This is a genomic window from Pelovirga sp. C15f (genome assembly GCF_057178085.1).
The window spans coordinates 95,825-114,819 of sequence record NZ_JBXUCV010000005.1; the positions used below are offsets into that span (position 1 = coordinate 95,825).

At 52.6% G+C, this 18,995-nt stretch carries 19 protein-coding genes and 1 tRNA gene; 10 read left to right on the forward strand and 10 right to left on the reverse strand.

Annotated elements, in window-relative coordinates; all coding sequences use genetic code 11:
* Positions 1-65: 65 nt before the first annotated feature.
* From AC1931_RS12165 to phnD, 10 genes are all read right to left on the reverse strand, one after another.
* The gene (locus AC1931_RS12165; protein ID WP_483877540.1) at positions 66-404 is read right to left on the reverse strand and encodes a winged helix-turn-helix domain-containing protein; all 339 of its coding nucleotides are present in this window, start codon (positions 402-404) and stop codon (positions 66-68) included.
* The gene (gene mobB / locus AC1931_RS12170; protein WP_483877541.1) at positions 401-907 is read right to left on the reverse strand and encodes a molybdopterin-guanine dinucleotide biosynthesis protein B; all 507 of its coding nucleotides are present in this window, start codon (positions 905-907) and stop codon (positions 401-403) included. Before mobB ends, AC1931_RS12165 begins: the two co-directional genes overlap by 4 nt.
* Entirely contained in the window at positions 904-1,512 is a 609-nt protein-coding gene (gene mobA / locus AC1931_RS12175; protein WP_483877542.1) for a molybdenum cofactor guanylyltransferase, read from the reverse strand. The genes mobB and mobA overlap by 4 nt, the downstream gene beginning before the upstream one ends.
* 25 nt (positions 1,513-1,537) lie before the next feature.
* Positions 1,538-2,476 carry a 4Fe-4S binding protein gene (locus tag AC1931_RS12180; RefSeq protein ID WP_483877543.1) on the reverse strand — a complete coding sequence of 313 codons (939 nt, stop codon included), beginning with the start codon at positions 2,474-2,476 and terminating at the stop codon, positions 1,538-1,540.
* A 9-nt stretch (positions 2,477-2,485) separates the two neighbouring features.
* Positions 2,486-3,118, reverse strand: coding sequence for a TorD/DmsD family molecular chaperone (locus AC1931_RS12185; RefSeq protein ID WP_483877544.1), 633 nt, complete (start codon positions 3,116-3,118; stop codon positions 2,486-2,488).
* 94 nt (positions 3,119-3,212) lie between these two features.
* Entirely contained in the window at positions 3,213-4,001 is a 789-nt protein-coding gene (locus AC1931_RS12190) for a 4Fe-4S dicluster domain-containing protein (protein ID WP_483877545.1), read from the reverse strand.
* Between the two features lie 35 nt (positions 4,002-4,036).
* Entirely contained in the window at positions 4,037-6,577 is a 2,541-nt protein-coding gene (locus AC1931_RS12195; protein WP_483877546.1) for a molybdopterin-dependent oxidoreductase, read from the reverse strand.
* Between the two features lie 399 nt (positions 6,578-6,976).
* A complete protein-coding gene (locus AC1931_RS12200; RefSeq protein WP_483877547.1) occupies positions 6,977-8,320 on the reverse strand; it encodes a sigma-54-dependent transcriptional regulator in 1,344 nt (447 codons plus the stop codon).
* A complete protein-coding gene (locus AC1931_RS12205) occupies positions 8,313-9,800 on the reverse strand; it encodes an ATP-binding protein (protein WP_483877548.1) in 1,488 nt (495 codons plus the stop codon). Before AC1931_RS12205 ends, AC1931_RS12200 begins: the two co-directional genes overlap by 8 nt.
* Complete coding sequence (gene phnD, locus AC1931_RS12210) at positions 9,800-10,687, reverse strand: phosphate/phosphite/phosphonate ABC transporter substrate-binding protein (protein ID WP_483877549.1); 888 nt, start codon at positions 10,685-10,687, stop codon at positions 9,800-9,802. The genes AC1931_RS12205 and phnD overlap by 1 nt, the downstream gene beginning before the upstream one ends.
* A 208-nt stretch (positions 10,688-10,895) precedes the next feature.
* On the opposite strand from phnD, the gene ispE reads away from it, so the two are divergent.
* The 10 genes from ispE (at position 10,896) to rplI (ending at position 18,948) form a co-directional block, all read left to right on the forward strand.
* Positions 10,896-11,780, forward strand: coding sequence for a 4-(cytidine 5'-diphospho)-2-C-methyl-D-erythritol kinase (gene ispE / locus AC1931_RS12215; protein WP_483877550.1), 885 nt, complete (start codon positions 10,896-10,898; stop codon positions 11,778-11,780).
* 94 nt (positions 11,781-11,874) lie between these two features.
* Positions 11,875-11,949: transfer RNA gene (locus tag AC1931_RS12220), tRNA-Gln, on the forward strand.
* A 233-nt stretch (positions 11,950-12,182) separates the two neighbouring features.
* Complete coding sequence (locus tag AC1931_RS12225) at positions 12,183-13,115, forward strand: ribose-phosphate pyrophosphokinase (RefSeq protein ID WP_483877610.1); 933 nt, start codon at positions 12,183-12,185, stop codon at positions 13,113-13,115.
* A gap of 54 nt (positions 13,116-13,169) precedes the next feature.
* Positions 13,170-13,778 (forward strand): 50S ribosomal protein L25, encoded by a 609-nt coding sequence (locus AC1931_RS12230; RefSeq protein ID WP_483877551.1) that lies wholly within the window; start codon positions 13,170-13,172, stop codon positions 13,776-13,778.
* Between the two features lie 39 nt (positions 13,779-13,817).
* The gene (pth, locus tag AC1931_RS12235; protein ID WP_483877552.1) at positions 13,818-14,396 is read left to right on the forward strand and encodes an aminoacyl-tRNA hydrolase; all 579 of its coding nucleotides are present in this window, start codon (positions 13,818-13,820) and stop codon (positions 14,394-14,396) included.
* 29 nt (positions 14,397-14,425) lie between these two features.
* Positions 14,426-16,441, forward strand: a complete 2,016-nt coding sequence (locus AC1931_RS12240; RefSeq protein ID WP_483877553.1) for a sodium-translocating pyrophosphatase — start codon at positions 14,426-14,428, stop codon at positions 16,439-16,441.
* Positions 16,442-16,516: 75 nt separating this feature from the next.
* Complete coding sequence (gene ychF, locus AC1931_RS12245; protein WP_483877554.1) at positions 16,517-17,611, forward strand: redox-regulated ATPase YchF; 1,095 nt, start codon at positions 16,517-16,519, stop codon at positions 17,609-17,611.
* 141 nt (positions 17,612-17,752) lie between these two features.
* Positions 17,753-18,124 (forward strand): 30S ribosomal protein S6, encoded by a 372-nt coding sequence (rpsF, locus tag AC1931_RS12250; protein ID WP_483877555.1) that lies wholly within the window; start codon positions 17,753-17,755, stop codon positions 18,122-18,124.
* 29 nt (positions 18,125-18,153) lie between these two features.
* Entirely contained in the window at positions 18,154-18,423 is a 270-nt protein-coding gene (gene rpsR, locus AC1931_RS12255) for a 30S ribosomal protein S18 (protein WP_483877556.1), read from the forward strand.
* A 69-nt stretch (positions 18,424-18,492) separates the two neighbouring features.
* A complete protein-coding gene (gene rplI / locus AC1931_RS12260) occupies positions 18,493-18,948 on the forward strand; it encodes a 50S ribosomal protein L9 (RefSeq protein WP_483877557.1) in 456 nt (151 codons plus the stop codon).
* Positions 18,949-18,995 lie beyond the last annotated feature (47 nt).

Consider the following 18,995-nt stretch of genomic DNA (forward strand, 5'->3'; position numbering starts at 1 on the left):
GTGGCTCTCCTTGTCGCACGCATCGCAAAGAAATCGAAGATGAAAAAATGCGGGTATTTGCCTTTTCAGGAATTAAAAACCTGGTCAAACTTATCGTCGATCATCTGATGTAGTCCCTCCAGGACATCATCAAAGTTTTTAAGCAACTCCCGTGCTTCTGGAGTAATGAAAGAACGACCACCGCCACTCCCCCCCTTTTCACGCTCAACCAGAGAGATGCCGTGTTTTTCCATCTCCTGCAGCTGGCTCCAGGCCTTACGGTAGGAGATGCCAAGTTGCTGGGAAGCGGCATTGATCGAACCGGTAGCTGCGATGGCGCGCAGCAGGCGCAGACGGCCACCACCGAGAAACGGCTGGCCGTTCACTTCCAGCCAGATTTTGCTGCGGATGCGGATGTCATTCACGCTAGAAACCTCTTCTCAATCAAGTTACACAGACCGGCGGCATCGTTGAGGTCAAACACCGGTACGTCCAGTTCCAGGGGTTCATCTGACGCCACGGCAAACAGGGTAGGGTCACGCTGTTCACCACGACACAGCAGAGTGGCGCTGCGTTCACGCCGATGGACTTCAATCTTCGGCATGTTGCTGCGTTTGAACCCTTCTGTCAGAACAATATCGACATCCGAACAGTAGGTCGCAATGGTTTCGCTAAGGGTCGGCTCAGTGTGTTCATTCTGCCTGACCATGGCAATCTTGGCCGGTGAGGTGATCACCATGGTGTCCGCTCCGGCCTCGGTCAGTCGCCAGGAGTCCTTGCCTTCATGATCAATACTGAAGCTGTGGGCGTCATGTTTGATGGCCGCGACGCGATAACCACGCTGTTTCATTTCTGCAATCAGTTTTTCCAGCAGGGTGGTTTTGCCGGTGCCGCTTTTGGCCACAATAGATACGACGGGGGGAGTCATGATGCCTCCTGGCGGAGTTGTTCAAGATCGACCGGTGAATTCAGATTAACCAGGGCCGATTGCCAACCGGTCGGTAACTCATCGCTACTCACAAAGCGGGTACGAATGCGATCATAAAAATCGTAGATGCGGTAATTGTCAGCGCGCAGCATCTGTTCCATGACCGGCAGGCAATTTTTGTGGTAGAGGGCAAATACCGGCTCAAAACCTGCCGGGGTGCGTGGTACCACAGCATCGTAGTTGTGGCGATAAGTGAGCAGATGGCGGATTAGATTCTGGTCGGGTTCAGCCAGATCGCAGGGAGCCACAAAAATCCACGGCGTTTGCGCAGCCTTCAAGCCACCATGAATGCCACCTAGAGCACTGCCCGGAAACTCATCAGCAAAACAGGGCACAGCTTCGGAGGCGAGGTCGGGGCGATCACCGGCAATCAGTGTCCGCTCTAAAACGGCATCAAAGGCGTCATGCGCGCGTTCAAACAGGGTGCGCCCGCCGACCGTCAAGGTCGCCTTGTCGCGCCCCATGCGTCGGCTGCGACCCCCTGCTAAAATTACTCCGGTAACGTCGCTGTGGTCAGTAAGTTGTCGGTTGTGCGAAATCTGCATAACGCTTATCCAAAAAAAGCACACCCTAGTGCGAGGTGACGGTGATTGCCGATTGACGACAAAATTCTACACAAAGATTGCAGGAGGTACAACGGTCTTTCTTGATTTGCGGCTTGCTGCCACGCACATCCGGCGACATCAGCGCGCCGGTCGGACAAATACCGACGCAGGCGGTGCAGCCCCGGCAATCGGCGACAAATGTGAGCTCCGGCAGAATCCTCGTGTCAATCATTTCCCGCACAGCGGAGGACGCCTTGCCGAGTTGCAGCAGCAGTTGCCGGGTCAGGGGTAAGCTCTTTTTGCCGTAAGTGCCTGACGTTGTGTCGAGACGCAGACGATTGACCAGAGACAAACCGGTCTGGCGTGAACGACGATTGAGAAAGTTGAAAAACTCTCGGCGTGAGCAGCTTTTTTCGCGGTAATCAAGCTCTGGTGCTGTTTCAATCACCTTGACCTCACCGGGTAAGCCTTGAGCCAGCTCAGCAACTCGTTTAGCTGATTGCTGTAGTGCCGGTAAAATACGACAGTTTTCGCAGGTTGCACAGGTTGACGCATTGAGACGCAGTTCCTTACCCAGAGCCTGTTGCAGTGCCAGTAACAGGTATGGATCAGCGAGCAGCCCCAGACAGGATAACCGCGCATGCCCCTGTGTTTGTGGGTTAAAGGAGCAAGCCAGCAAAGGAGTATCGACTTCATCAAGACGCTGCAATAGATCAGCCACGGCTAGCTGGGTGCTTGTCAGAGCATCAGTGGGACAATCGGCAGCGCAAAGCAGGCAGCCGCTGCATTTTTCTTCATCCCAGTGCAGGCCGTTTTTTGTCCAGGTTATGGCGCCGGTTGTGCAAGCGGTAAAACAGTTGCGACAACTTGAAGAAGACAAACGGTGGCGTAAGCAGCGGCCGCGTTCGAGTCGCAGGGTGTCCTGTGGAGTCAGGAGTTTGAAGGCCGTGCTCTGCAGCATCATACTGACAACCTATACCGCTGATTTTTGTGCGTTGATAAAGTGCTGGGTCAGATCGGCGAGATGACGGTAATAATCGAATTGCGTGTTACTACGCAGCTTGTCGGAGAAATCATTAATCCAACGGCCAATGTGGTCAGCAATAAATTGTTGGCGGAGCTGATACCAATACTGATGGTCGTCAGCACGCTCTTCATTCCGGGCCAGGGCTTCATTGAAACAGAGCAGATAAAGGAATTCAAGTTCGATCGCGATATGATCCGGGACTTCATTGAACTCGGGGCTGATGCCAAAGTCAGCGTCCTGGTAGCGGGCAATGACATCCATAGTGGAGTCACCCATGAGAATTTTTGGGCCATCAAGGTAAACCGAACCGTAAGGGTGTGCCAGCAGCACATCAGGTCCGACAAAGAGTTTGGTATAGTCGATCAGCAGTTCCTGTGGCGGCACACTTTGCAGGCTGGTTGCCATGGCATCGGCTAAATGAACCGAATGGGGAAGACACAGCTCAAGGGCCTCACGCATTTGAGTAAACAGGCCTTCTTCGAGCAGCATACTCTTATCCGGCTCATAATAGCAGGCAGAAAGCAGGCGGTAGGTGTCAGCAGTAGCAGCGACTTTATCCATAAGGGAAGTGGTGGTCACAAATGTCTCCAAAAAAAAAGAAGTGGGTTTGCCGGGTAAAAAATACCGCAGACGAAGAACGCTTCATCTGCGGCATCATCACTTAGTCAAGGTATTACTTGCGCGCTGAATAGGCGCGGATATAGTAAACATTAGGCCCAACACCTTGCTCATTGGCGGCCAGAAACTCACCCTTGTTGTTTTTAAGGCGCCGACCACCATATTTCTTGAGAAGTTTTGCAGCATCACTGTTGGGATCATCAAAATCGCCGGCAACCCGTGCTTTCGATGGACAGACATCGGTACAATAGGGTTGGATGCCATTTTCGATACGATGATCGCAGAGGATGCACTTCTCTACGACCCCATCTCCTCTGACACTATTATAGTCAGGGTGTCCATACGTGGTGGCATAGGGTGGTGCCATCCCGGCTTTTTTGGCAACTTCAGCACCTGAAGCGGTACAGCCTTTGATCGCCTCTGTGTTGTCCTGGTAAGTGGCGTGAATGATCTTACCGAAATTATTGAAGCTGATAACACTATATTGGACATCATCATTCTCTACATCCATAGAGCTGTAAGGACAGGCATTCTGACAGGCCCGGCAGCCGATGCAGCGTTCTTCATTGTGAATCGTCATCCCCTTGGCATTTTTGTGCATTGCCTTGGGAGTGACGGGACAGGCAGCAACGCAGGGGGCGTTGGTGCAGTGATTGCACAAAACCGGCAGTGTCTGGTAGCTGACGTTGGGGAAAGTCCCCGTTGCCGAATGATGATAATCGGCCCAGTTGTGGGTCTGACCATCGCCACGGTCATCGGTGTTGTTCTCGGTCTTGCACCCGAGTCCACAGGCACCGCAGCTGGTGCACTTGTGCAGGTCAATAACCATTCCGTATCTAGCCATGTATTTTTTCTCCTATTGAAAGGTGTTTGCTTTTATCAAACTTTTTCTACCTTGACGCCGGTGAAGCCACCGTTGCGAGCGGTTGAGCCACTCATGCGATCGTAATCGTCAGGCATGATTTCGTTAAAGTTCGCACCGCGTGGTTTGAACTTGCTGTAATCCTCGGTGGCAACACGTCCGTAGGCCCAGTGTCCCTGACCGAAACACTTGGCAACTGTTCCGGGCTGAATACCTTCCCACAGGCGAGCTTTAACCGTCAGGCTGCCGATAGTGGAGGTGACTTTGACCATATCGCCTTCGCTGATGCCGAGGCGACGCGCATCGGCCGGATTGATTTGTACAACATCATGGCCGACGATCTCACCCGGGTCACATTTTTTAAAGGTGTAATACCAGGTGTTGTTGGCGCTACGCCCTTCGCGATTGAAGCGCGATTTCATGTCGATCAGATCAAAGGGGTAGGCTTCGCGGTCGCCATGACGGAAAATCGGTTCGTAATGGGGTACAAAGACTGTTTCCCCCCGGGCAGTGTTGTTAGCCGCTTCGATGGCCTGATCAATGGTGACCTTGTTTTTTTCTGCATGATCGATAAGCACCTTTTTCAGGGTTTCGCTGTAGAACTCGAATTTTTTGGTTTCGGTCGGGAACCCTTTCTCCCACATGGAGCGGTAAGATTTGCGCGGAGAATTGACTGTTCCCTTTGCCACGAATGCGTTCCAACCGGCAGGGCGATCCCCTTTATAGTCGGCATTTTCCTTCGGATCCCAAGCCTTTTGGCTGCGGATCTTGGTGGCGTAAAGACCTAATTCTGTGCCACTTGCCGGCTCTGCTCCGGTTTCCGGATCTTTAAAACTCTTGAGCCAGTTGAGAGGGTTTGCAAAACCCTTGGCGGCAAGTTTTTCAGAGATCATCCATACCACTTCGGTCTCAGCTGCCTTGACGTCGAACAGGGGCTTGATCACCGGTTGCTGGATGGAAATACAGCCGTGAAGGTTGTAGGCGGAACGTACAATCGCCCATTGCTCGGAATGATGAATCGCTGCCGGCAGGACGATGTCGGCAAACTGGCTCATCTCGCTGGGCATAGTGACAATATGGGCAAAGAAGGGAACTTTGGCCATGGCGCGGTCCCAGCGCTGTCCTTCGGTTCCGGAAAAATTAAAGTTGTTGTAGTAGCCGATAGCGACTTTGATGTCGTAGGGATTTTCTTGCAAAATACCGTTGGCGGCATTGTTGGTAACCACACCACCGCCTGATTTTTCCTTCAGCGCAGGGAACTTGAGGGTGCCGCGCTGGTCGATTTTTTTGTTTTTGCTGGATTTTTTCGCCTGCTCATCTTGGAAATCGGCAATTTTCGGGTAGCTGCTGCTGGGTGCACTCTGGGGCTTGAGGTAACCGCCCTCATTGTCGGTTGAGCCGGTAAGGCCATTGAGAGCATGCATGGCTAATGCGGCATAAGAACCGCGCGGTTGCATGTTGGGGCCGTACCAGACTGCGCAGTTAGGAGCGGCATTGGCTAATTCGGTCGCCACACGGGTAATGGTAGCTGCGTCAATGCCGGTGATGCCGGCGGCCCACTGTGGAGTGCGATCTTTCAGCTCGATGTTCCACCATTTGACAAGGCCGTGGGTATGCTTTTCGGCAAACGCGTCTTCAGCAACAGTTTTGCCGGCAACAAAGAGATTTTTGCCGTTGTTGAAGTCACCGACAAATTCCTTGTACCAGAGCCCCTTGGTCAGAATAACATGGGCTAAGGCCACTGCCAGAGCACTATCGGTCTGCGGCTTGATCGGCAGCCATTCCTGCCCCTTTGCAGCAGTGTTGCTCATGCGTGGATCGATAGTCACCAGCTTGCCACGCTCAATGACGCCGTGGATTTTGTCGATGGCGTTGGGTACCTGGCGGTTGGATGATATCGGATCACAGGCCCAGACAATCAGGTATTTCATTTTGTCGAGATCATAGTCGCCGTAGCCCCAGTATCCCTGGGTATAGTAGCGGCCGAACTTTTCCACCTCGGCACAGATGGCACTGTGGGAAATGTTGTTGGGCGAGCCGATCATCTTGGTGAAATCACTGTACAGGATCTGGTTGTGATCGGAATAACGTCCGCGCATCAGCATGTATTTTTGGGTTTCATTGTTGCGGCGAAGTTCCATGATTTTTTCGGCGATGGTATCGGTGGCTTCATCCCAGGAAATGGGAACCCACTTGGGATCAACGCCACGACCTTTTTTCGGGTTGGTACGCTTCATCGGGGTTTTGATCCGGTCCGGATCATAAGTTTGCTGCAGAATCAGGTGGCCTCGCGGACAGACATAACCGTTGTTGAGCTTGCTGTTCTGGTTACCGCGAACTTTAACGGCACGACCATTCTGAACAAAGATCTCGATCGGGCACCAGGTGGTGCACCCCTGACAGACGCTGGCCATCCACTTGCCGGGATCTTCTCCTTTGGGTTTAGCAGCTGATTTGTTCATAGCGTTAGTGGCTGGTTTGCTTGCAGCGCAACCGGCCAGTAAAGCACCTCCGGTGGCAGCGGAAGCTTGGATGAAGCTTCTACGTGTCAATCTCATTCGCATCCTCCTTGGCAGTTGTTTGATAAACAAAGGTGAACCAGTAGCGACCTTCGCACTGCGCGCACCCTTCTTGCGTTGATTAGCAAAGGTCGTGCCGGGTGACGATTTTCGACAAGCTGCCTGAAATTGCAGAAAATATTACTTTACTAAAGAAGGTTTCCTGATTTCTTTTGTAACCCGAGTGTTACAGTTGACATTTAAAAGAACACAATATCTAGTAAAAATAGTATCTTAACGGTTTATGTATACAGTGTTACCTGGCGGTAACAACCGCATGTTAATAAACTATGGTGTTATTTAAAGATTATTAACGACATTGCTCCATAGGACAGAAGCGGCTGGGGAGACTTGTGATTGTCATCGTAAATGAAAGGAGTGCGGTCGAAATTTTCAAGGTTACAAAGCGAGTTTTTCCCACAGGGATTTGCGTGAGATGTTCAGGCGCTGGGCAGCCGCAGTGCGATTTCCTCCTTCTTCGTTAAGGACCCGGGTAATAAAGCGCAGTTCAAAATCGCGGATGGCTTCACGCAATGGCAGGTCGGTACGAAAACACTGGATAATGTCACCACTGTTGCCACCTGACTGGCGCAGGGGTTCGGGTAACATGCCGGGGGTGATCTCTTTGCCGGGAGCGAGAACCTGCAGCCGCTCAATCAGGTTTTCCAGCTCACGCACATTCCCTGGCAAGGGGCAGTTCTGTAGCCGCTCATAGGTTTCGAGGTTGAGCTGAATCGGCGCTTTGTTGTAGCGGGAGGCATACTTGTTAATAAAATGGGAAATCAGCAATGGGATATCTTCGCGCCGTTGACGCAAGGGTGGCAGATGCAGCGGAACAACATTGAGTCGGTAGTAAAAATCCTCGCGGATGCTGCCTTCGTTGCGCAATTCGGCGAGGTTGCGGTGGGTGGCGGCAATCAGGCGGAAATCGACCTTGATTGGTTTTTCGCTCCCTAAACGACGAATAACGCCGTCCTGCAGGACACGCAGAAGCTTAACCTGCATCGGCTGGGGAATTTCTCCAACTTCATCCAGAAACAGAGTGCCACCGTGGGCCTGCTCCAGGTAGCCGCGGCGCACTTGATCGGCACCGGTAAAAGCTCCCTTTTCTGTTCCAAACAGTTCTGATTCCAGCAAAGTTTCCGGGATTGCGCCGCAGTTGACCTTGACCAGGGGTTTGGGGTGACGGGGACTTTCCTGGTGGATAAAGTCGGCCGCGAGTTCCTTGCCGGTGCCGCTCTCGCCCTGAATCAGGATGGTAACATCAGTGCCGGCTGCAGTTTGTGCGGCGGTTAAAAATTTTCGTAACGCCTGACTATCACCAATCATTCCTGACGACTGATCGCGGCGCCGTAGATCGCGGTTTTCAGCTTCAATCTGTTGGAGATGAAACAGACGTTTAAGTTTCAGTAGCAACAGTTCGGTTCTAAAGGGCTTGGCCAGGTAGTCGTGGGCTCCTTTTTTGAGGGCATCGACAGCAGCTTCGACGGTTGCTTCGCCGGTCATCATCAGAATGGTACAGTCAGGCTGCTGATTCAGAATGACCTCAAGCAGCGACATGCCGCTGACATCGGGAAGGCGAATGTCGATCAGGGCCACCGGGAATCTTTGCTGCGCCAGCGCATCAACTGCCTGCTGGCCATCCTTGGCGGGAACCACATTGTAATTGTTATCGGTGAGAACTTCGCTGAGCATTTCCAGATGAACCAGATCGTCTTCCACCAGTAAAATCGTTTTATCCATCAGTTGCATCCACAGGTTTTGTGCAGGGAATAGACAGGGTAAAAACCGTGCGCTCCCCGGTCCGTTGATAGTCGAGGGTGCCACCGTGGTTTTCGGCTATCCCTCTGGAAATAGCAAGACCCATGCCGGAACCTTTGCCGGCTTCTTTGGTGGTAAAAAAAGGGGTGAAGATTTCATCGATAATCTTATCGGGAATGGCTGGACCGGTATTTTCCACCCGCAACAGATAGTTACCATTGTGCCAGGTTGCTATCAGGCTGACTTCTCCATTGGCACAGATGGCATTGGTGCAGGTAGCATCTACCGCATTCAGTACCAGGTTCAGTACGACCTGGTGAATTTTGTCACGGTCGAGGAATAGTGTTGTTGGCGGACAGTGGTTTTCGGTGGTAAATCGGCAATTGATCCCTTTGACTGCCATACGTGAGAACACCGCCAGGTCTTCAAAAAAGCTGCCACTGTTAACCGGTTTAGGGTTGATGGTGCCGACGCGTGACAGGTCGGAGAGTTGGCTGACAATACGACCGATGCGCTCAATGCTCTGACGGACCAGTCCGACATAGCGCTCGGTCGCAGAGCCCCCTTTGCGCTCGATTTGATAAAGAGCACCTTCGATGCCGGCCAGGGGGTTGTTAACTTCGTGGGCAACTCCGGAAACGATACGACCGATAGCGGCGATCCGTTCGTTTTCGAGCATCCGGTTCATTGAGATGATACGTTCAGCTTCGCTGCGGTTGAGACGTTCGAGCATGGCGCTGAAACTTTTTTGCAACTGGCCGATTTCATCATTACGGTAAACATTGATTGTGAGGTTGCTCGGATCTTTGCCGACATTCTCCATGCTCTGGGTCAGGGCCTGGATCGGTCGGGCTAACCAGGTGCCGATAATCCAGTAAATCAACAGGGCGCCGATGGAAAAAAGTCCGGAAAAAAGAAAAATCTGCTGTTCCAGTCGCCCGATTGCGGCATAAGCCGGTTCCATGGAAACCCCGACGCGTAAACACCCCCAGCGTTTGCCGGCAATCGCCAGGGGCATCGCCAGGTCAGCAACCCGCTCTTCCTCCACCAGGATGTCAGTCTGGATAAAGCCCTCTGCAGCAAGAGCAGCACGACTTATAGGATCATCGTAGTTGGTGCCGAATTCGGCAAGCCGGTTATGAGCCAGGACCCGCCCTTCTTCATCCAGAACGAAGGCGTAGCGAATCTTAAGTCGTGGCGTTGCCATGATTTCACTGACAAAATTGTCCAGCAGCCCACCTTCGCTAATAATGCCGAGCTCTTCATAAAGCAAAGCGTTGATCACGGGAATCGCCATGGTGGTGACAAGGGTCTCCCCTTCACGGGTGAGGGTTTCCAGCAAAGACGTGCGCTCACGCTGCCAGGTCCAGCCACCCCAGATAGCTGATGAACCGAGGGTCAGGATGACGGCGACCACCATGAAGCGGACACGCAGGCTGAAGAAGGGGAGTTTGCCCGGCATCAGTGACATCCCAGACCACAGCCGGTCTTGTTATTGCTGGTAAGGTCAAAAATCAATTGATAGTCGTCAATCGCGGCAGGGACAAAGCCGTGGGAGAATTCAGGATCCCAGCGGATCAACTCCCGCCCGATTCGCGGATCATCAGGGTCGATTGCCAGTAGCGCTATTTTCAGAGCAGCGACCAGATCCTCCGGCGCATCTTTACGCACAACGATGGGGACCGACGGAATCGGGTCGGAGATGGAAAGAAAGCGCAGGCCGTGCTCACGGTAGCGCAGGGCAACCACATCCTTGACTGCGCCGGCGGCAACACTGCCTTTGAGCACCGCCTTCGCGACGGCGTCGTGGGATTCGAGATGCAGGTAAGATGAAAAATCATCCAGCTCAATACCATGAAGCTTGAGGTGGTGGTAGGGGATCAGCTTGCCTGATGTCGAATGATAATCGCCAAAAGCAAAAAGTTTCCCTTTGAGTTCTTGCAATGACGCGATCGAGCTGTCCTCCCGGACAATGATATAACTATGATAGTATGCTTCCCGATCTGCGTTGAGAGGTTTAAGAATAGGCTCAGCTCCAAACTTCTGATGGGCTTCGGCAAAAGTTACATCCCCGAGGGAGGCCACTGGTGTCGTGCCGTTTTGCAGGAATTCGACAGCCTCGTGATAATTGCGTGAAAGTTTCAGTTCAAAGCGGTAAGGGGTGTTGGCGGTCAGATAATCCATCATCGGCTGGTAAGAGCGATACATAATGATTGGATTGTAACGGGGGATAACGCCGAAATGAATGAGTGGTTTGTCAGCTGATGCCGATGGAGCTTGGGCTAAACCCGCTGAAGCTGCAAAAAATAAAGCCGCCAGGATGATGCTGATGATGACGAGTCTGTTCATGACAGATGCTGCCTCCGATAGCAGGATAGCGGAATATTTCAAGGGCGCTTGAATGATGCGGTTGCCTTCGAGCATGGATTCGTTCTCGATTCTATCAGGAGTTGTTGCCAAAAACAGGTTTTTTTGCCAATAGTTTTTTTATCCCTTTTCTTGACTGCGTGATCTCAATCAGGTGAAAGTTGTCGTTCGCTTCAAAGGAAGCCTATGCATGAGGTGGATGATGATGATCAACGAATCAAGTGTTAAGTCACCAGCCAAAATCAACCTGTGCCTGCATGTGCTGGGGCGTTATGAGAACGGGTACCATGCCCTGGCGATGGCGATGCAGGGTATTGACCTGTACGATGATATTCGTGTCCGCTTAACGAGATCTCAAGGGATAAACGTCCGTTGTGATGGTTTGGCGCTGGCGCCCGGTGAGGACAATATCGCAGCCCGGGCGGCCCGTTTACTTCTTGCCGAGGCACAGGTCGGCGTCGGCGTTGAGATTCAGATCAATAAGCGCATTCCGGTGGCTGCCGGACTTGGTGGGGGTTCATCAAATGCCGCCACCGTGCTACTGGCACTAAACGAGATGCTTGAACTGAATATGGGTAATCAGTCTTTGCAGCAACTGGGTGCGCAGCTCGGGGCGGATGTTCCTTTTTTTGTTTTTCAGCGTCCAGCCTGGGCTACAGGTACCGGGACCACGCTGACCCCATTGCCGAGGCTGCCCGAGGTTGCCTATCTGTTGGTTAACCCCGGGATTGCCGTATCAACGGCGGAAGTTTATCAAAGTTTACAGTTGACAAAGGGTGGTGAACTGGCTAACCTTCCGAGGTTTTCTGTTGTGACCAGGGAAGAGCTTTGTGAGGCACTGCATAACGATCTGGAACAGGTCACGCTGATGCGTTACCCTGTGTTACAGCAGATCAAGCAGCGCCTGCTGCAACTGGGTGCCCGTGGGGCGCTGATGTCCGGTAGTGGCGCAACTCTGTTTGGGGTGTTTGATGAGCTTGACCAGGCTCAGCGTGCCGCCGGTGTTCTGGCTTCGGAAACCGACTGGTGGGTTTGCCCGGTGTCGCCACTGCAGGGTCACTCCCTGCTGCTGTAGCGGGTCAGGATAGAATATAGCAATTTGATATGGTGCCGGTTTATGCCGGCTTCATTTGTTTTTTTTGTTGCAAAGAGATCAGCAGGTTACTTGTTGGGGCGTCGCCAAGCGGTAAGGCACCGGATTTTGATTCCGGCATTCCCAGGTTCGAATCCTGGCGCCCCAGCCACTTACAATTTTCGTTTCCGGTGGTACAGCCGGGATTCGAAGCGCAGCGAAAGCTGACTGAATGTCAGAAGAGCGGCCATGGATGGTCGCGGCAGTGAGCGCAGGGGAGCCGACGCAGGAGCCGCCGTGATGGCGGTGACGTAGTGGGCGAATCCTGGCGCCCCAGCCACTTTACAGATTTCGTTTTTTGCTGTGACGCAAGTTGATATATTTGAAGGGTTGTGATTCGTGGGAATGATCAAAGTTTTTACCGGCAACTCGAATGAGCCCCTGGCTCATGATATCTGCCGTCACCTCTCGGTAAATCTCGGCAACGCCAAGGTCAAGACTTTTTCCGACGGAGAGGTTTTGGTTGAAATCAATGATAACGTGCGTGGCCGTGACGTCTACGTTATTCAGTCAACCTGCTCCCCGGCAAATAATAATCTGATGGAACTGCTGGTCATGACCGATGCCCTGAAGCGTGCTTCGGCGGCGCGTATCAATGCCGTTGTTCCTTATTTCGGCTACGCCCGCCAGGATCGTAAAGTCGCTCCGCGGGCACCGATTACTGCCAAGCTCGTTGCTGACCTGTTGTCGGTTGCGGGAATCGACCGGTTGTTGACGATAGATCTGCATGCTGGTCAGATTCAGGGTTTTTTTGATATCCCCGTCGATCATCTGTATGCCGCACCGGTCATGCTTGAAGAGATTCGGCGTCTGAATCTGGGTGAGTTGGTGATTGTTTCACCTGATGCCGGGGGCACCGAGCGCGCGCGCGCTTTTGCCAAACGTCTCAATGCCGGACTGGCTATTATCGACAAGCGTCGCAGTGGCCCCAATGTCTCTGAAGTCATGCATATTATCGGCGATGTCAAAGGCAAGGTCTGTGCTATTGTCGATGACATGATCGATACCGCCGGCACCCTTTGTACCGCCGCTACAGCACTGCAGAATCAGGGGGCAACGGCGGTTTATGCTTTCGCAACACACGGGGTTCTGTCCGGCCCGGCGTTGGAGCGGATTTCCGAAAGTCCGCTTAAGAAGGTTTTTGTTACTGATACTATTCCGATTCAGAACAAACTGAACAAGTGCGATACCTTGCAGGGGGTGTCAGTCAGTTATCTGCTGGCTGAAGCGATCCGCCGCATCCATAATGCGGAATCGGTCAGCTCGCTGTTTGTATAAAAATAGAATTTTTTTAGCGTATACGAATACCCAATTTATACGGAGGATGAATAGATGGCCCAAGTCATTTTGGAAGTAGAAGCACGCGAGAATGCCGGCAAAGGTTTTGCCAGGAGATTGAGGGCTGCAGGAAAGGTCCCAGCTGTCGTCTATGGCAAGGGGATGGACGCTACAAAAGTTTCGGTCGATCCGAAGGCGCTGCAAAAGGCGGTATCGGGCGAAGCCGGCTGGAATACCCTGCTTACTCTCTCCGGTGCCGGACTCGACAAGAAGGTTGTGGTTCTGCGGGAGGCCCAGATCCATGCGCTGCGACGTGATATGCTCAGTGTCGACTTCCATGCGATTAACCTCAAGGAAAAAGGCTACTTCATGGTGCCGGTCAACCTTGTGGGGATTTCCAAGGGGCAGAAGGCGGGTGGCTCAACCCAGTTAATCAGAAAAGAGCTCGAGGTAGCCTGCCTGCCGACCCAGGTTCCACAGTCGATCGATATTAATATCGAAGCGCTGGAAATTGGTGACACGGTCCATATTGAGGAGGTCACCGTTCCTGTCGGCGTAGAGCTTGTCCACGAAGTCAACTTTACGGTTATCACTGTCATCGGCCATAGTGCCGAGGAAGAAAGTGACGAGGAAGCTGAAGTTGCAGAAAGTGATGAAGAATAACATCACCACAGCTGGAATCTTTATCGGCGGTTATTGCAAGTGAAGCTACTTGTTGGTCTCGGTAATTATGGTTCGGAATATGCGTCAACCCGCCACAACATTGGTTTTATGGTGGCACAGCAGGTTGCCGGGCGCTTTGGAATTGCCCTGAAAAAAAAAGGTTACCAGGGGATATACGGGGTTGGGGCAGTTGCCTCGCAGCAAACTACCATTATTCTCCCCCAGACCTATATGAACCGCAGTGGTGCCTGTGTCCATGCTGCCAGCAGTGCATTGAACGTAGATCCTGCTGATATCATCGTGATTTACGACGACCTCGATCTACCCTTCGGGCGGATGAAAATCAGCAAGGAGGGTGGTCACGGCGGTCACAACGGAATGCGCGATATTATCAGCACCCTGGGACGCCGCGATTTTGTACGCCTGCGTGTCGGCATTGGTAAGCCGGAACACTCAGATGTAACCCGTCATGTGCTCGGTTCTTTTAACTCCAAAGAGCGCGTCGGGCTGCCTGCCATGGTAGCGACGGCAGCAGATGCCGCGGAATTGATTATCGCTGGCGGAGCAGGAGCCGCCATGAATAAATTTAACGGTTTCAACCTGGAAGAGAATCTTTAAACCCATATCAGACGAAAGAGGCGAGACAAATGCAACTGCAAGCATGGGCCCCCATACTCGGGGTCATCGGTTTTGTGATCGCGCTGGTGATCTACAACAACGTCAAATCACAACCAGTGGGCAATGACAGGATGCGTGAGATATCTGAGGATATCCATAAAGGTGCCATGGCCTTCTTAAACCGCGAGTACCGCGCTCTGGCCATTTTTATTGTGGTAGTTTTTGCGTTGATTGCGGTTGCCATGAGTATCCACAGTGCCCTGGCTTTTGTTGGCGGCGCCGTGTGCTCCATGACCTGCGGGTTTATCGGCATGAAAGCGGCAACTCGTGCCAATGTCAGAACCTCAGAAGCTGCCCGTGCCCACGGTCAGGCGCGTGCTTTGGAGGTTTCTTTCAACGGTGGCGCGGTTATGGGTCTTGCTGTTGCCTCCCTGGGTCTGGTTGGCGTTGGTATCGCGTATATTTTTTATGGTGGCGATGTCGAGAGCGCTAAATATATCAACGGTTTTGCCATGGGCGCCTCATCGATTGCCTTGTTTGCGCGTGTCGGTGGTGGCATCTATACCAAGGCCGCTGATGTCGGATCTGACCTTGTAGGCAAGGTCGAAGCCGGCATTCCTGAAGATGATCCCCGTAACCCCGGTGTTATTGCTGACAACGTAGGTGACTGTGTTGGCGACACTGCCGGTATGGGGGCCGATATTTTTGAATCATATGTTGGCTCCATTATCGCAACCATGGCCATTGCCGCTGCTGCCAGCCCGCTGCTGCTCACTAAGCTCGGCTCGGGAGCTAATGTTCAGGCGGCGGCCATGCTCCTGCCGCTGGCTCTGGCGATGATCGGCCTGGTCTTTTCGATCATCGGGATTTTCTCCATGCGTTTCCTTAAGTCGATGGATCCCGCCAAGGCCTTGCATTATACAACCTTTGTGGCAGCCGGCGGTTTTCTGATTGCCGCATTCATCTACATCAAAGCCGCCGGGCTGAATGCCGGTATCTTCTGGGCCATCCTCATTGGTAGCCTTGCCGGTATCGCTATCGGTCAGATTACCGAATACTACACCGCCCATGGCCCGGTAAAGCGGATTGCCGAAGCCAGCAAGACCGGTCCGGCAACCAACATCATCCATGGCCTGGCTATTGGTCTTGAATCAGCGGTTCTGCCGGTACTGATCATCGCCTTTGCTATCTTTGTCGCTAACGCTTTTGCCGGCCTCTATGGCATCGGTATCGCTGCAGTCGGCATGCTGGCGACGGTTGGTGTTACCATGACGGTCGATGCCTACGGCCCGATTGCTGATAATGCCGGCGGGATCTCGGAGATGGCAGGTCTTGGGCCGGATGTGCGCAAGATCACTGACGGACTCGATGCTATCGGTAATACCACCGCCGCGATCGGTAAAGGTTTTGCCATCGGTTCTGCTGCGCTGACAGCTCTGGCACTGTTTTCTGCCTATGCAACAACCGTTGGTCTGGAATCGATTAACCTGATTGAGCCGATGGTTGTTATCGGTCTGCTGGTCGGGGGAGCGCTGCCATTCTTTATCGGTGCTCTGACCATGACCAGCGTGGGTCGTGCCGCCGGATCCATGGTCGATGAAATCCGTCGTCAGTTCCGTGAAATTCCCGGTCTGCTTGAAGGGAAAGAAGGTGCCAAGCCTGATTCCCAGAAGTGTATCGATATCTCAGCCAAGGCGGCTCTCAGGGAGATGATTCTTCCTGGTGTGGTCGCTGTAGCAGCGCCGGTGCTTGTCGGTTTCCTGCTCGGCAAAGAGGCCTTAGGCGGCATGCTGGCCGGTGCGACACTGGCCGGGGTGCTGTTGGCGCTGTTCATGTCCAACGGTGGTGGGGCCTGGGATAACGCCAAAAAATATATTGAAAGTGGTCAGCTTGAAGGCGAAGGAAAAGGCGGCGAAGCGCATGCTGCCGCGGTCATTGGTGATACCGTTGGCGATCCCTTGAAAGATACCTCCGGTCCGTCAATGAACATCCTGATCAAGCTGATGAGTGTTGTGTCGCTGGTCATTGCACCACTGCTTATCTGACCGGTACAAACAACAGATAGATGATCGGATAGCCGGGGCGCATGCTTCGGCTATCCTTTTTTTGAGGGTAAAAACATGGGTTTTAAATGTGGAATTGTCGGCCTTCCCAATGTTGGAAAGTCGACCATATTCAATGCGATCACTGCTGCCGGCGCTGAATCTGCCAATTATCCTTTCTGCACCATCGAGCCGAATGTCGGAATGGTGGCAGTTCCTGATCCGCGCCTGGACGAACTGGCACTACTGGTTAAACCAAAAGAGATTGTGCCGACGGTGATGGAGTTTGTCGATATTGCCGGGTTGGTGAAAGGGGCCAGTCGTGGCGAAGGCCTGGGAAATCAGTTCCTTGGTCATATCCGTCAGGTTGACGCCATTGCCCATGTCGTGCGTTGTTTTGAAGATGACAACGTTGTTCATGTCGATGGCAGTATCGATCCGCTGCGCGATATTGAAGTAATTCAGACTGAGCTTAATCTTGCTGATCTGGACAGCGTCGACCGACGTATTCAGCGCAGCAGCAAACAGGCCAGAAGCGGTGACAAAAAACTGCAGGCCGAGGTTGCTGTCCTCGAAAAAATCGCCAAGGCACTCAACCAGGGATTGCCGGCGCGATCGGTGGTTCTTGAAAAAGATGAAAAGCTGTTGATCAGGGATCTTCACCTGATCACGGTTAAGCCGGTTCTGTATCTCGCCAATGTCGCAGAGGATGATCTTGCCGGCAAGCACCCATTTGTCACTCAGGTGCGAGAGCATGCCGCCGCTGAAGGTGCTGAAATGCTGACCTTGTGCGGCAAGATAGAGGCCGAAATTGCCGAACTGGATAAGGATGAAAAGGCCGATTTTCTGTCAGAGTTAGGTCTTGAAAGCTCGGGGCTTGACCGGATGATTCACGCCGGCTATCGCCTGCTTGGTCTGATCACCTATTTCACCGCCGGGCCGAAAGAGGTGCGGGCCTGGACTGTGTCTGACGGGGCAACTGCACCCCAGGCGGCGGGGGTGATTCACAGTGATTTTGAAAAAGGTTTTATCCGGGCCGAGGTCACCGCCTATAAGGATTACGTAACGTCCGGTGGTGAAACGGGTGCCAGGGAAAAAGGACTGTTGCGCCTTGAAGGAAAAAATTATCGGGTGCTTGATGGTGACGTGATGCATTTTCGTTTTAATGTCTGATGCAATTATTAGGATAAAAGATCTTGTAATAGCACAGGTTACGTGATAAAAATCCTGGTTCTGCGGGTTCATTGTGAGTCTGCACCATTCCTTGCTCCGGGGTGTGCCCGGGGCTGTTAATCCGAAAGGGGTCAATGCTCAATGAGAAATTATGAGTCACTTTACATCGTTCATCCGGAGGTTGTCGGCGACGAGCTGACAGCACTGGTGGACAAATTCCAGAAAATTCTCAACGATCAGCAGGCTGAAATTGTCAAGCTCGACAATTGGGGTACGCGCAAGCTAGCTTATCCGATTAAAAAGGTTGAGCGCGGCAATTACATCCAGGTGCTGTTCAGTGCCGGACCAGAGGTTGTGGCCGAGTATGAACGTCGTCTCCGGTTGGATGAGCAGATTCTGCGTTTTCTGACTGTGCGGTTGGATCGCGACTTCACCGCAGATGCTGCTGAACCAGCTGCAAATGTCAGTGCTGACGATGACGATGACGATTTCGAAGATGACGACGAAGAATAACGACAACAACTGATTCAGGAGAATATAGTATGGCTAGTGAAAATCCAGGACGCCCCGGTTCCCCCGCACCGCGCCGCCGCTTTGGCCGCCGCAAGATTTGCCGTTACTGTGCGGACAAAGGTGCAAAAATTGATTACAAAGATGTCGACAGCTTGCGTTACTACCTGTCGGAGCGTGGCAAGATCGTGCCCCGCCGGATTTCGGGCACCTGTGCGACCCATCAGCGCCATATTGCCGATGCGATCAAAAATGCCCGGCAGATTGCTCTGTTGCCCTATACCAATTCACATTCAGTCTGATTGGGTCTAACAGGGCGCTGATCTACGATCCGCACCGATCATAATACGTTTAAGCTACGGAGAAAATAGATGAATACAGATGTGATTCTGCGAGAAAATGTCGATGGCCTCGGAACCATCGGAGATATCATTAGTGTAAAGGCCGGTTATGCCAGAAACTATCTGGTGCCCCAGGGGCTGGCACACCTGGCCGATGCTCGTAACGTGAAGGCGCTTGAACATCAGAAGCGTCAACTTGCACGTAAACTGGAAAAGGTGACCAACGATGCCAATGCCCTTAAAGCTCGCATTGAGAAGGTGACCTGTAGCTTTAGCCAACGTGCCAGTGAAGAAGGTAAGCTCTTTGGTTCGGTGACTTCCATGGATCTGGAGGCCAAGCTGACCGATGCCGGCATCAGCATTGACCGTAAAAAAATTCAGCTTGGGGACCCGATCAAAACCCTGGGAGAACACCTGGTTAATATCAAGCTGGATGCCGGTGTTGTTGCTGAACTGAAGGTTGTGGTAACGCCGGAAGAAGCCTGATCCCTGGCTGGATTGCAATATCTTTACGAATCAAGGCTGCAGGGTAT